Source organism: Bacillus siamensis KCTC 13613 (assembly GCF_000262045.1).
GTDB classification, from domain to species: Bacteria; Bacillota; Bacilli; order Bacillales; family Bacillaceae; genus Bacillus; species Bacillus siamensis.
The window spans coordinates 846,168-858,463 of the sequence record NZ_AJVF01000039.1 but is presented as its reverse complement, the minus strand read 5'-3'; the positions used below and the strand labels follow the sequence as shown (position 1 = coordinate 858,463).

The following is a 12,296-nucleotide window of genomic DNA, read 5'->3' as shown; positions in this document are numbered from 1 at the left end:
CTTCTCGTTACATCAAATGCCTAAAGTAGCGCCGCCATCCACGCATAAATCATGCATCGTGATATGGCTTGCCTGTTCAGAGGCCAGAAACAAAACGGCATTTGCAATATCAGAAGGCTTTGCCAGCTTTTGAAGCGGAATTCCCGTTTTATATGTATCAAGCGAACCTCTGATAACGTCCTGTGCTCCGTTTTCATCCCGCCACAGCGCACGCTGCATGTCGGTTTCCGTTGAGCCGGGAGATACGATGTTGCAGCGGATATGATAGGCCGCAAGCTCCAGCCCGAGGCATTTCGTAAACATGACGGCTGCCGCTTTCGACGCCGCATAAGCCGCCATGGAAGCACGCGGAACTCCGGCTGCATTTGAACCGACCGTTACGATGGCGCCTTTTTTCCGCTCCATCATGTATCGGCTGACAGCCCGTGACACATGAAATACACCGGTCGTATTAACTGAAAATGTTTGATCCCACTCTTCATCACTGAGGGAATGCACCGGCCCCGGCCGCAGCACGCCCGCAACGTTCGCCAATATTTCAATAGGACCCATGTCGTGTTCAACGGCGGCGATGATATCATTGACAGCCGCACTGTCTGATACATCTGCTGCGAAAGCCTGCGCCTGCACGCCTTTTTCCCGGAGTCTGTCAGTAAGCCCCCGAAGCAGGCCTTCGTTCTTATCTATAGCAGCCACATTTACGCCTTGTTCAGCAAGGGCGAGCGCTGTTGCTTCTCCGATGCCTTGAGCGGCGCCGGTGACAACCGCCGTTTTCCCTCTCATTCCCAATGCGTCCATATTATCATTCCCTCCCTATATTGATAATGATTATCATTATCAATTATGATTCAAGACAATCATATCCAAATCAAAACACTCCGTCAATTAGAAAATTAGAATCAGCCGTATTTAGTTCGAAGGGCCTGTTTTTTCTCAGGCAGGAGAATACGAGGTATGCGGCCCTCCCGGATTCAGGCAGAAACGCAGGGCCCTGCTGATTAAAACGGGCAGGACAGAGATATGGCCCTCTCCTTCAAACTCGCGGTATTCAGCGCGGACTCCGCCACTTTCAAACTCGGATAGTACAGAATACAGCGCCTCTGCGTGCTGCGGAATTCTGCTTTTATGTGTCTTTTCAATTTCTCCCGCTGCCAGCAGTACGCTGACTTGAAGATTGTCCTCAGAGAGCCGGTCTGACAAACGATCCGCTTCTTCCTGAATAAAACGTTTGTTCCAGTGAATTGACGGACTCCCGGCAACATAGGTCTGGAACATGTCCGGTCTCGTCAAAAGCACTTGCAGCACAAAAAGACCGCCCAGCGAATGGCCGAAAATCGTCTGCCTGTCTCTGTCGATCGGATAATCCCGCTCCACCGCGGGCTTTACTGCTTCTTCTATAAATGCCAGAAACGCTTCCGCTCCTCCCTGTTCGGGCCATGCCGCGCCGCGCGGATGCACCGGCAGTTCTGATTCAGAGAGCGGCATCGTAAAATCACTGTGGCGTTCGGCGGAAAACGGCTGATCAGTCGGGTAGCCGATTCCGACAATCACCGCCGGGACAACGCCTGTTTTTTCCGGCCGGCGGCTTTGCACCCGCAAAGCTTCGGCCATTGTACCGAACACGGAATTCGCATCAAGCAGATAGATGACGGGAAAGCCGGATGGAGGCGGTTCTTCCTGAGGAAAAGAGACAAAGATACGATACGTACGGCCTCCTTTTGAACGCATTTCTCTTACTTCTGTACCCGGAATCGCGTATCGTCCGGCCTGCGCGAAACCCCGCTTTGTTTGTTTTCCGTCCATTATGAGTTCATCTCCTCTATGACATTCGCTCCGCTTATTGATAATGATTTTCAATATCAAAAGACACCTCAAATAATAGGTTTTTTGCCAAACAAAGTCAATGGATTTTGGATATAAAAAAAGCACCTTATTTCAATAAGGTACCTAAGAACTATATGATGATATGTGTTTAATCCCATGTAAAGCGCTGATTTTTCCATGGATCTCCCCTCATATGGTAGCCGTTTTTCTCCCAAAAGCCGGGGTGGTTTTCATTTGTGAACTGAATGCCGCGCAGCCATTTGGCGCTTTTCCAAAAATAAAGATGGGGGAAAACGCCTCTGAGCGGATAGCCGTGCTCGGGCGTTAACGGCTCGCCATTATGCGCATATGCCAGCAGGGATGTCTCCCGTGTAAAATCAGAAAGCGGCAGATTGGCCGTCCAGCCCTCTTCAGCGTGCAAAATGACGAAACCGGCTTCTTTGTGCACACCCGCTTTCTCAGCGATGTCTTTCGCGCGTATGCCCTGCCAGACGTTATCAAGACGGGACCAGCCCGTGACGCAATGAATATCATTTTTCAATTCGGCTTTCGGAAAGGCTTTAATATCTTCAAAGCTTAACAGCATAGGACGGTCGACAAGCCCGTACACCTGCAGGTTCCATTTTGACATATCTTCATAATAAGGAACATTTCCGGCGTGAAGCACGGGAAACTTCGTTGTGACATTTTGGTTTGGCGGAATCCGATCCGACTGTCCTGTTTGTTTCGTTTTCCCGAAAAACATATGGCTCCCTCCATTTAGTAAACCTATATAAAATTCATGTTGACAATTAATCATCCTTCGATTACGCTAATCTGGTACAAGTGTAAGGGGGAAAAACAAATGAAACAACGCAACCTTCGCGCGGGCGATATGGCGCTTATCGGCATGTTTGCCGCACTGATGGCCATCGGCGCCAACATTACATCAATGGCTCCCTTTTTGCAAGTTGCGGGAATTCCGCTCTCGCTGCAGCCTTTCTTTTGTCTGTTAGCCGCGATGCTTCTCGGCGCAAGACGGGCCGCCATTGCAATGACGGTATACGCATTGGCCGGACTCGCGGGGGCTCCCATCTTCGCCCAATTCTCAGCAGGCTTTGCGCCGTTTATCGGTAAGAGCGGGGGATTTATTCTTGCTTACATCCCGGCGGCATTTGCAGCCGGCTGGCTGCTGGAAAAGACAAAAGAACCCGGCCGTCTGCATTATGCATGGGCCTCTTTGATCGGTACCGCGGTTATTTATCTCATTGGCACGACCTATACGTATATTGCGCTGAAATTATGGCTTCATGCTCCGATCAGCTACGGAATGGCCTGGTTTTATATGATTTGGTTTTTCATAAAAGATATCATTTTAGCATTGTTATTGGCATCTGTCGCGCCTGCCGTTTACAGGTCCATTCATAAAGCGACGGGCTTCAATCGAAATCCGGCGTAAGTTTTTTCAAGCATTCAAAAAGGCTCCCCTTTCCGGGAGCCTTTTTTTACAGGACAACTGCGGCAATCCAGCCGAATATGACAAGCGGAATGTTATAGAAAATAAATGTCGGGACGCACGTATCCCAAATGTGGTGGTGCTGTCCGTCGGCGCTGAGGCCTGACGTCGGCCCGAGCGTACTGTCACTTGCAGGAGAACCTGCATCACCGACTGCAGCAGCCGCTCCGATTACGGCGATCGTCGCCATCGGGCTGAATCCGAGCTGAGCGCACAGCGGAACAAATATAGTCGTAATGACCGGGACGGTTGCAAATGACGATCCGATTCCCATTGTGATTAATAAACCGACGATCAGCATCAGGAGCGCGCCTAACGATTGGCTGTGGCCGATAAAGCCTGTTGATGCTTTGACCAAGGAAGCCACATCCCCCGTTTTGTTCAATACATTTGAAAAACCGGCCGCAACGAGCATAACAAAACCGATAAAGGCCATCAGAATCATACCGTCTGTGATCAGCTTATCCGCTTCATTGCGCTTCATGACTCCGCTGATAAACAGCGTAAACAAGCCGGCGAGCGCGCCCATGATCATGCCTTCCACTCCGAGCACCTGTGACAGGTAGAGCTGAACGGCAAGCGACACGGCAATGGAGAACAGGGCGATCGCAATGCTTTTTTTCGTATAAGGAGAAGACGATAATCCGGCAATCTCCTTCGTCTCATATTTCTTCGGTTTGCGGAAGACGATGACGGATAAAATTAAACCGACTACCATCCCCGCCGTCGGGATGATTAAAGCATACGGGATATCACTGAGCGGCACCTTTAAACCGGCTGATGCCATATTATCTCTCAGCATCCCCTGGAAAATCTGTCCGAATCCGATCGGCAGAACAATGTACGGCGCAGTCAGTCCGAATGTCATCACACACGCGACCAGCCTGCGGTCCATTTCAAGTTCGTTAAATATTTTTAAAAGCGGCGGAATTAATACCGGAATAAACGCAATGTGAACGGGCACCACGTTTTGCGAGAAACAGGATATGATTAAAATAATCAGTACGATTAACACTTTAGACAGTGCTTTTTTCCGCGAATCTTCCTTTTTACCGATTAGTTTGACAGACGCTTCGACCATTGCATCGGGAAGCCCCGTCTTTGTCAGCGCCGCGGCAAATGCTCCGAGCAGCGCGTAGCTGACCGCGACGGTGGCATTTCCGCCGAGACCGTCAGTAAAAGCCTTCACCGTCTCTCCAAGGCCTAAGCCCCCTGTCAGTCCGCCGGCAAGCGCTCCGATCATTAAAGCTATAATAATATTGACACGCAGCAGGCTTAAGACGAGCATAAGCAATACTGCGACAACAACAGCATTCATTGATGAGTCCCTCCAAAAATCCTTTAGTTTGCTAATGTAGTAGATAATTAAAGTTAACATACATTCTGCGCTTTAGTCAACTAAAGATTTTGGAAATCAAAAAACCCGCTGCATCAAGGCAGCGGGTGCTGTTATCTTTCAGGCGTAAACCGCTCAGTCAAAACGGCCAGCGTCCTTGCCATGACGCCTGTTGCGCCGGCAGGGCCGAAGCATGTCGCTTTATTCGCCGTCGCGGTTCCCGCAATGTCGAGATGAACCCACGGGGTGTTTTCCGCGAATTCACCAATGAATGTGCCCGCCATAATCGCGTGGCCTTCTCTTCCCGGAGAATTGTTCAAATCAGCCATCTGACTGTTTCTCACGCGTTTTTTATCCTTTTCTGTAATCGGAAGCTGCCAGATCGGCTCTCCGGATTCCTTCGCCGATTCTGCCACCTGCTTATAAAACCCGGCGTGATTGGTCATGGCGCCCGTCATTTCGTTTCCTAAGGCGACAATGACACCGCCCGTTAACGTTGCGACGTCTACGAGGACAGAGGCTCCGTGCTGCTTGGCATATGTGATGCCGTCGGCAAGCACGAGGCGGCCTTCCGCATCGGTGTTCAGAATCTCAATGGTTTTTCCGCTGAGCGAAACGATGACGTCATCCGGCTTCATGGCATCAGACGAGATCATGTTGTCCGTAGACGGAATGACGGCTAGCACGTTTTGTTCAGGCCGCAGTTCGCCGATAATTTCCATTGCGCCCAATACCGAAGCCGCCCCTCCCATATCGCTTTTCATGCCGACGATGCCGGTTTTCGGCTTAATTGAATATCCGCCGGTATCAAAGGTAATTCCTTTTCCGACCAGGCCGATGACATCTTCCCAATAATCTTTGCCCTGATACTTCAGAACGATCATTTTCGGCGGTTCGGATGAGCCTTTGTTAACGGCTAGCAGCCCGCCCATTCCGAGCTCTTCCATTTCTTCTTTTTCTAAAATTTCACACTCAAAATCATATTTTGCCGCAAGCTCAGCTGCATATGACGCCAAATCGGTGGCCGTCAGCATATTTCCCGGCATGTTCACAAGCGTGCGGGCTGAATTCGTCCCTTGGCCGTATGCCGCGCCGACGTTCAGGCCGGCCTGCACTTCCCTCAAGTCTTCTTCGGTCACGGCGCAGACGGAAGTCAGTTCCTGATCCGGCTCATTCGATTTATGTTTATAATCCTGCACCTCATAAACCGCAAGCAGACAGCTTTCCGAAAGCGCATGAGCGGCATCGGCGGCAGGCACTTCACCGGAGACGAACGTATCAAGCAGAACGGATACTTCTTGTTTTTTATCTTGGTGAATCTGCTGAAACACGCGTGCGAAGCATTCTTTCGCATCTTCAAACGAATAATCCGCTTCCCTTCCCAAGCCGATAAAGTAAATACGTTTCATACCCGTCGCAGCCGGAGGGTATACTTTTGATACACGATTGCGTTTGGCAGACACATCACCGTCCTTTAACAGCTGTGTCAAATGTCCATCCAGTTTATCATCTAATTCCTTCGTAAATCCGCTCAGCATGCTTTTTTGAAAAAGACCGATGACCAGGGTTTCGGGATGCCGCAATTGATCAGATGCATAAAACATGAGTACACACTCCTTATGTGGGTATTTGTTATGTAAAGTGGTATAATGAAAAAACATTTTTCCATTGATTTTATTTTACCAAACTAAGGGCGTTTTCTGCAGTTTTTCGATATGATCGGACTTTCGCAGATACAGAAAGGATGTCGCATATGGATGTATTTATGAATTTTCCTTTACTGGCGAGTTTTGCTGCCATTATTTTTGCCCAAGTTGTAAAAGTGCCTATTCAATTTATCGTATCCAAAAAACTTGACTGGTCTCTTGTGACGAGCACCGGCGGCATGCCGAGCTCCCATTCCGCCGCCGTCACCGCGCTGTCAACCGGAGTCGCTTTGGAACAGGGACTGGACTCGCCTCTGTTTGCAGTCGCCGCGATTTTCGCCGTCATTACGATGTTTGACGCTACCGGTGTCAGGCGGCATGCGGGTGAACAGGCGACGGTCATTAATAAACTGGTCATCGACTTTAATCGGTTTGTCAGCGAAGCGAAGGACTTTCAGAAAGCGGAAGAGAAAGAAAAACAGAAGAAACTGAAAGAACTGCTCGGCCATCAGCCGATCGAAGTGTTCTTCGGCGGCGTCACCGGCATTGTACTGACACTGATTTTAAATTATTTCTTTATGTAAAAAACGCTTCAGCGGATGCTGAAGCGTTTTTATTCTTTTACCGTTTTGTATTGATTTCTGAAGACTTGAAGTGACTTTGTTTCGTTCAGCTTTACAAGTTCGTCCTCGGTCACTTTGCCGTTCCCTTTTTTGACAATGTAGACATCAAGTGTTTTTTTGCCCCAGTTGTTATAGACGTCCTTTACGGTGTCAAAGTAGAGATCCAGACGGCTGCCTTTAATTTTCGAGCCGGTATCGGCGACAACCCCATATCCGTAATTCGGTATAAACAGAATCGTCCCGATCGGGAAAACAGACGGATCGGCAGCCACTGTTGAATATAAATCGCGTTTGACCTTCACGCCTGAATATGTAATTCCATACTGCGGATGACCCGGAGATTTCCCCGTAGATTCCGCTCCTGCGGTATAACCGGTGGCCGTCACCTTTTTTGACGGATAGCGTTCCCAGTCAAAAGCCTCTTCCAGCGGTTTTACCTTGCCTGATGCCTGCTTTTCCGGCTGATTCTGTAAGGACTGAAACGGAGTGCCGATGTTTTTCAAAACGGCGCCGCGATGTTCCGTCATCCAATTTGTCAGATCCTTTGCTTCAACACCCGTTATGGAAAAGTATGTCGCATGGCATGCGCCCAAAAAAAGCGCAATCATGAATACGCGTCTGATTATCGTCAATCTGAAATCACTCTCCTCCGAGTCAGTGTTCCCAACCCGGTGAGGTGCTATACAAAAAGCGCCGAGGCACAAAAAAAGCTTTCTTTGAATAAGAAAGCGGCTTAAAACATTTGATATCCTCTTTTTCTCAGCGCCTTTATGGCAATGCCTGACATGATCGCTCCCGCCAGTCCGCCTGCCAAAATCACGACATCCGCAGCCGCTAATGACATGATCCGCTGAAACAGGCTTTGAAATGATTCCCCCGGCGCCTGCACGTAACTGATCATCTTTTTATTACTGATAATGAAAAGGCATACAATCGGATAGACAACAGCCATAATCCACGACATTCTCAGCAGCATGTTCAACAGAAAGCCAATGCCGAAAAACAGTACGAAAAATAGTACGATTGAGATCAGGACCACCGGCAAACTAATCACAAACATCCACCCCCTACAGCACTTTCAGTGTACCTCGGGGGCGGTAAAAAAGTCAACGTCTGGAAAATTCAGCGTCTCTCTTTGCCGCTTCCCTGGCAGGAGGGACATGTCTCGGAGCCGCCAAGAAGCAATTGAAAATACCCTTTACCTGAGCAGAACGGACACGCCGCCGTGCTTTTTGCTGTCGTTTTCATGCGGATCACCCTTTTTCTTAATTTTCTGATAATATATCATATTTACTTGTCAAGCACCAAGTCAGAATATGTAACGAATCATTTCATGTAAGCGGAAACATTCGTTTTTTTCTCTTACATGCTTTATATAACGCTCTTTTTTGAAAGAAGAAAAAACCCGCTCCTGCGGGTTTTTCAGAAGAATTTAAACTTCCCTTTTTTCAGTGTCAGGCCGAGTCCGCCGATCATAAATAACGAACGGTTGTCAATCACCTTTTTCATAAAGGACGCCGGCGTGCCTTTGAGCTTCCTGCCGTATACGACACCGACCGCGTTATGCTCACCGAGGGAAGCGACGGTTCCTTTAATGTCCGGCTTGAACTCTTCAAGCTGGCCTCCTTTAATCAGACGGCCCAGGTTTTTGGCCACGGTTTCTCCTTGCTGCATCGCGATCTGAGCAGTCGGCGGGTACGGCCGTTCCGTCTCTTCATTAATAAAGAGCGAGCTGTCGCCGAGAATAAAAACGTTATCATGGCCGGGCGCCCGAAGATCGGGATTGACTTTGACGCGGCCGCGCATATTTTCAAAACCCGCTTCCTCCACGATCGGATGTCCGCGTACGCCTGCGGCCCAGACAACGGTCTGCGATTTGATTTCTTCAGGCTCTTCATCCTTCTTGCCGACTGTGACACCGTCCGCGCGGCATTCTTGAACCGCGGTGCCGATTTTAAACTCAACACCCTTGCTCTCAAGGTATTGAACGGCGTAATCGACAAGCTCCGGGTCAAATCCCGGCAGAACCGTCGGAGCGGCTTCGACGCAGACGATCCGGACGAGACTATCATCTATATCATAATTTCTGCATAACTCCGGCTTGCGGTTCGCAAGTTCACCGAGAAATTCAATTCCCGTAAAGCCCGCTCCGCCGACGACGATGGTTAAGCGGTCGGGGCGTTTTTCGGCCTCCGTATTGTATGTCGCAAATTGGAGCTCAATATGCTCTTTCAGCTGACGTGACGTATTAATATTAGCGATCGGAAAGGCGAACTCTTTTAAGCCTTTAATCCCGAATGTTTCAGGGACAGCGCCCAGCCCGATAACGAGATAATCATAAGGGATGTCCCCTTGTGAAAGCGTCACCTTTTTATTTTGCACATCTATTGCTTTTACGGTATCCTGCACAAATTTGACCCGTGAATCATTAATTACATCTTTCACTTGATATCTGCAGCGGTCATGGTGGAGCGTTCCTGCGCTCGCTTCATGCATCCATGTCGTTTCATAATGATAATTGTGTTTATTGACCAAAGTGATTTCGGCGTCATTTGCCCCGATATGCTTCGGAAGCCTTGTTACTGTCATTAATCCACCATAACCTGCACCTAAAACCACGATTTTGGGTTTATTCAATGCCATCACATCCACCTTCTTTTTTTTGCTGTTAGACGCATAATCAAATCAACATTTGTATTAGCTTCAGCTTATTGGCGGGATTTTATGAAATGAATTATAAATTTTTTAGAAAACCGCACATGTCTGCATATCACCATACTATCCGGAAGCATCGGAAAACATTCAGGAAAAAACGGATTGGAATTTGTCCCCATATTAGCGGCAGGCGCAATTTTTTTCAAGAATGAAGCGGCCGGGCGGTTTTCGGCACTCGTCATCCTTTCAAATTCTATGTTATAATTAATAACAATTTTCAATTAGGAGGCAATTTGGTATGCAAGAGGATTCAAAGGTTTATGATATTACGGTCATCGGCGGCGGCCCGGTCGGCCTGTTTACCGCTTTTTACGGGGGAATGAGACAGGCGAGCGTCAAAATCATCGAGAGCCTGCCTCAGCTTGGCGGCCAGCTCAGCGCGCTGTACCCTGAAAAATATATTTATGATGTAGCCGGATTCCCGAAAATCCGCGCCCAAGAACTTGTGAACAACTTAAAAGAGCAAATGGCAAAGTTCGATCAGACCATCTGCTTAGAGCAGGCCGTTGAATCTGTTGAAAAACAGGCTGACGGTGTGTTTAAGCTTGTCACGAATTCAGAAACGCATTATTCAAAAACGGTCATTATCACCGCGGGAAACGGCGCGTTTAAGCCGAGAAAGCTTGAGCTGGAATCAGCGGAGCAATATGAAGGCAAAAACCTGCACTACTTCATTGACGACCTCAATCAATTCGCCGGCAGACGCGTTGCCGTTCTGGGCGGCGGCGATTCCGCTGTTGACTGGGCGCTCATGCTTGAGCCAATCGCCAAAGAAGTCAGCATCATCCACCGCCGTGATAAATTCCGCGCGCATGAGCACAGTGTCGAAAACCTGCACAATTCTAAAGTCAACGTGCTGACACCGTTTGTTCCGGCTGAACTTGTCGGTGAAGACCGGATCGAACAGCTCGTTCTCGAAGAAGTGAAAGGCGACCGCAAAGAAATCATTGAAATTGATGACCTGATCGTAAACTACGGCTTTGTTTCTTCCCTCGGCCCGATTAAAAACTGGGGTCTTGAAATCGAGAAAAACTCCATCGTCGTCAAAAGCACGATGGAAACCAATATCGAAGGCTTCTTTGCCGCCGGAGATATCTGCACATATGAAGGCAAAGTCAAGCTGATCGCGAGCGGTTTCGGCGAAGCTCCGACAGCCGTAAACAACGCGAAGGCTTACATGGACCCGAAAGCGCGCGTCCAGCCACTGCATTCTACAAGCATGTTTGAAAAATAATATAAAAAAGAGTCTGTGTCATACCGGCACAGACTCTTTTTTATTTAAAGATCCACATATAATTCATGACGGTTCCGACAACGAGCGCAATCACAAGCGCCGACACGACCCAAATCGTGCCTAAAATAATCCGGTCCTGAATTTTCTGGGCTTTCGGGCTGTGCCCGGGCTGTTTTTGTTCCATACCGGCCCCTCCCTTCTTTGCAAATCTATCTATCGTAACAAATGTCTTACAACACCCAATACTACTATGATAACCAAACTGCAAAAAGATGACAAGCTGACGGCGTATGAGGCAGCATGAAATCATTTGACATTCCTGACAAAACAAAGTACATTATAAAAAGACGAACATTTTAATTTAATTATAATTTTATCATTCGCTTTTAGGGGTGTTATTTATGGAAAATGTATTTGATTACGAAGATATTCAGCTGATTCCTGCAAAATGCGTTGTAAACAGCCGATCTGAATGTGATACATCAGTTACATTGGGCGGACACACATTTAAACTTCCGGTCGTACCGGCCAACATGCAGACGATTATAGATGAAAACATCGCGGCCTGGCTCGCGGAAAACGGATATTTTTATATCATGCACCGCTTCGAGCCGGAAAAACGCCTGGCCTTTGTCCAGGATATGAAAGCACGCGGACTGATTTCCTCGATCAGCGTCGGCGTGAAAGACAACGATTATGAATTCATCCGCGAGCTGAAAGCACAGGAGCTTGTACCGGATTATATTACCATTGATATCGCGCACGGCCATTCCAATGCCGTGATCAGCATGATTCAATTTATTAAAGAACATGTGCCGGAAAGCTTTGTCATTGCAGGGAATGTCGGGACGCCTGAAGCTGTACGGGAACTGGAACGCGCGGGCGCTGACGCGACAAAAGTGGGGATCGGGCCCGGGAAAGTATGCATCACAAAAATTAAAACCGGCTTCGGAACCGGCGGATGGCAATTAGCCGCGCTTCGCTGGTGTGCAAAAGCGGCAAGCAAACCGATCATTGCTGACGGCGGCATCCGCACGCACGGCGATATTGCAAAGTCCATCCGTTTCGGCGCGTCTATGGTCATGATCGGATCATTATTCGCCGGCCACGAAGAATCACCGGGACAAACGATCGAAATCGACGGCAAGCTGTACAAAGAATATTTCGGCTCCGCTTCCGAATTTCAAAAAGGCGAAAAGAAAAACGTCGAGGGCAAAAAAATGCATGTTGAGCATAAAGGATCTCTGCAGGATACGCTGATTGAAATGGAGCAGGATCTGCAGTCTTCCATCTCTTACGCCGGCGGCAATAAACTCGAAGCCATCCGCAATGTCGACTACGTAATCGTAAAAAACTCAATTTTCAACGGCGACAGATTTTAACCCACAGCAGAGCCGCTCGAAAATAAAAAAAATGACATTCA

Annotated in this window: 14 protein-coding genes; 4 read left to right on the top strand and 10 right to left on the bottom strand. The window is 48.4% G+C overall.

The window, feature by feature from the left end; all coding sequences use genetic code 11:
* Nucleotides 1–12: 12 nt before the first annotated feature.
* The 3 genes from Y79_RS0113100 to Y79_RS0113090 form a co-directional block, all read right to left on the bottom strand.
* Nucleotides 13–798: a 2,3-dihydro-2,3-dihydroxybenzoate dehydrogenase gene (locus tag Y79_RS0113100; protein ID WP_016938092.1), complete on the bottom strand. Its 786-nt coding sequence runs from the start codon at nt 796–798 to the stop codon at nt 13–15.
* Nucleotides 799–933: 135 nt separating this feature from the next.
* On the bottom strand, nt 934–1,803 hold the full coding sequence (locus tag Y79_RS0113095) for an alpha/beta hydrolase (protein WP_016938091.1): 870 nt from the start codon (nt 1,801–1,803) through the stop codon (nt 934–936).
* Between the two features lie 169 nt (nt 1,804–1,972).
* A complete protein-coding gene (locus tag Y79_RS0113090; RefSeq protein ID WP_016938090.1) occupies nt 1,973–2,569 on the bottom strand; it encodes a sulfite oxidase-like oxidoreductase in 597 nt (198 codons plus the stop codon).
* Nucleotides 2,570–2,668: 99 nt separating this feature from the next.
* Between Y79_RS0113090 and Y79_RS0113085 the strand changes: the two genes are divergently transcribed.
* Nucleotides 2,669–3,262, top strand: a complete 594-nt coding sequence (locus tag Y79_RS0113085; RefSeq protein WP_016938089.1) for a biotin transporter BioY — start codon at nt 2,669–2,671, stop codon at nt 3,260–3,262.
* Nucleotides 3,263–3,308: 46 nt separating this feature from the next.
* Here the strand turns inward: Y79_RS0113085 and Y79_RS0113080 are convergent, their stop codons facing one another.
* Both Y79_RS0113080 and Y79_RS0113075 read right to left on the bottom strand, forming a co-directional pair.
* The gene (locus Y79_RS0113080; RefSeq protein WP_016938088.1) at nt 3,309–4,637 is read right to left on the bottom strand and encodes a Na+/H+ antiporter NhaC family protein; all 1,329 of its coding nucleotides are present in this window, start codon (nt 4,635–4,637) and stop codon (nt 3,309–3,311) included.
* Nucleotides 4,638–4,768: 131 nt separating this feature from the next.
* On the bottom strand, nt 4,769–6,259 hold the full coding sequence (locus tag Y79_RS0113075) for a leucyl aminopeptidase (RefSeq protein WP_016938087.1): 1,491 nt from the start codon (nt 6,257–6,259) through the stop codon (nt 4,769–4,771).
* A 149-nt stretch (nt 6,260–6,408) separates the two neighbouring features.
* On the opposite strand from Y79_RS0113075, the gene Y79_RS0113070 reads away from it, so the two are divergent.
* Nucleotides 6,409–6,885 carry a divergent PAP2 family protein gene (locus Y79_RS0113070; protein WP_016938086.1) on the top strand — a complete coding sequence of 159 codons (477 nt, stop codon included), beginning with the start codon at nt 6,409–6,411 and terminating at the stop codon, nt 6,883–6,885.
* A gap of 29 nt (nt 6,886–6,914) precedes the next feature.
* Here the strand turns inward: Y79_RS0113070 and Y79_RS0113065 are convergent, their stop codons facing one another.
* The 4 genes from Y79_RS0113065 to Y79_RS0113050 form a co-directional block, all read right to left on the bottom strand.
* A complete protein-coding gene (locus tag Y79_RS0113065) occupies nt 6,915–7,556 on the bottom strand; it encodes a 3D domain-containing protein (RefSeq protein ID WP_016938085.1) in 642 nt (213 codons plus the stop codon).
* 101 nt (nt 7,557–7,657) lie between these two features.
* Nucleotides 7,658–7,978 carry a YuiB family protein gene (locus Y79_RS0113060; protein WP_029575317.1) on the bottom strand — a complete coding sequence of 107 codons (321 nt, stop codon included), beginning with the start codon at nt 7,976–7,978 and terminating at the stop codon, nt 7,658–7,660.
* A 68-nt stretch (nt 7,979–8,046) separates the two neighbouring features.
* Nucleotides 8,047–8,172, bottom strand: coding sequence for a YuiA family protein (locus Y79_RS1000000121295; RefSeq protein ID WP_007408708.1), 126 nt, complete (start codon nt 8,170–8,172; stop codon nt 8,047–8,049).
* Between the two features lie 174 nt (nt 8,173–8,346).
* The gene (locus tag Y79_RS0113050; protein ID WP_016938082.1) at nt 8,347–9,567 is read right to left on the bottom strand and encodes an NAD(P)/FAD-dependent oxidoreductase; all 1,221 of its coding nucleotides are present in this window, start codon (nt 9,565–9,567) and stop codon (nt 8,347–8,349) included.
* A 310-nt stretch (nt 9,568–9,877) separates the two neighbouring features.
* On the opposite strand from Y79_RS0113050, the gene yumC reads away from it, so the two are divergent.
* A complete protein-coding gene (gene yumC, locus Y79_RS0113040; protein ID WP_007613496.1) occupies nt 9,878–10,873 on the top strand; it encodes a ferredoxin--NADP reductase 2 in 996 nt (331 codons plus the stop codon).
* A 40-nt stretch (nt 10,874–10,913) separates the two neighbouring features.
* Here the strand turns inward: yumC and Y79_RS1000000121515 are convergent, their stop codons facing one another.
* Nucleotides 10,914–11,057 (bottom strand): hypothetical protein, encoded by a 144-nt coding sequence (locus Y79_RS1000000121515; RefSeq protein WP_016938080.1) that lies wholly within the window; start codon nt 11,055–11,057, stop codon nt 10,914–10,916.
* Nucleotides 11,058–11,274: 217 nt separating this feature from the next.
* Here Y79_RS1000000121515 and guaC point away from each other — a divergent pair, with 217 nt between their 5' ends.
* Nucleotides 11,275–12,255 carry a GMP reductase gene (gene guaC, locus Y79_RS0113030; protein WP_016938079.1) on the top strand — a complete coding sequence of 327 codons (981 nt, stop codon included), beginning with the start codon at nt 11,275–11,277 and terminating at the stop codon, nt 12,253–12,255.
* Nucleotides 12,256–12,296 lie beyond the last annotated feature (41 nt).

Coding starts and splice junctions, on each gene's coding strand:
- Y79_RS0113100 (WP_016938092.1), bottom strand. CDS start 798: ATGGACGCATTGGGAATGAGAGGGAAAACGGCGGTTGTCACCGGCGCC.
- Y79_RS0113095 (WP_016938091.1), bottom strand. CDS start 1,803: ATGGACGGAAAACAAACAAAGCGGGGTTTCGCGCAGGCCGGACGATAC.
- Y79_RS0113090 (WP_016938090.1), bottom strand. CDS start 2,569: ATGTTTTTCGGGAAAACGAAACAAACAGGACAGTCGGATCGGATTCCG.
- Y79_RS0113085 (WP_016938089.1), top strand. CDS start 2,669: ATGAAACAACGCAACCTTCGCGCGGGCGATATGGCGCTTATCGGCATG.
- Y79_RS0113080 (WP_016938088.1), bottom strand. CDS start 4,637: ATGAATGCTGTTGTTGTCGCAGTATTGCTTATGCTCGTCTTAAGCCTG.
- Y79_RS0113075 (WP_016938087.1), bottom strand. CDS start 6,259: ATGTTTTATGCATCTGATCAATTGCGGCATCCCGAAACCCTGGTCATC.
- Y79_RS0113070 (WP_016938086.1), top strand. CDS start 6,409: ATGGATGTATTTATGAATTTTCCTTTACTGGCGAGTTTTGCTGCCATT.
- Y79_RS1000000121295 (WP_007408708.1), bottom strand. CDS start 8,172: ATGAAAACGACAGCAAAAAGCACGGCGGCGTGTCCGTTCTGCTCAGGT.
- Y79_RS0113050 (WP_016938082.1), bottom strand. CDS start 9,567: ATGGCATTGAATAAACCCAAAATCGTGGTTTTAGGTGCAGGTTATGGT.
- yumC (WP_007613496.1), top strand. CDS start 9,878: ATGCAAGAGGATTCAAAGGTTTATGATATTACGGTCATCGGCGGCGGC.
- Y79_RS1000000121515 (WP_016938080.1), bottom strand. CDS start 11,057: ATGGAACAAAAACAGCCCGGGCACAGCCCGAAAGCCCAGAAAATTCAG.
- guaC (WP_016938079.1), top strand. CDS start 11,275: ATGGAAAATGTATTTGATTACGAAGATATTCAGCTGATTCCTGCAAAA.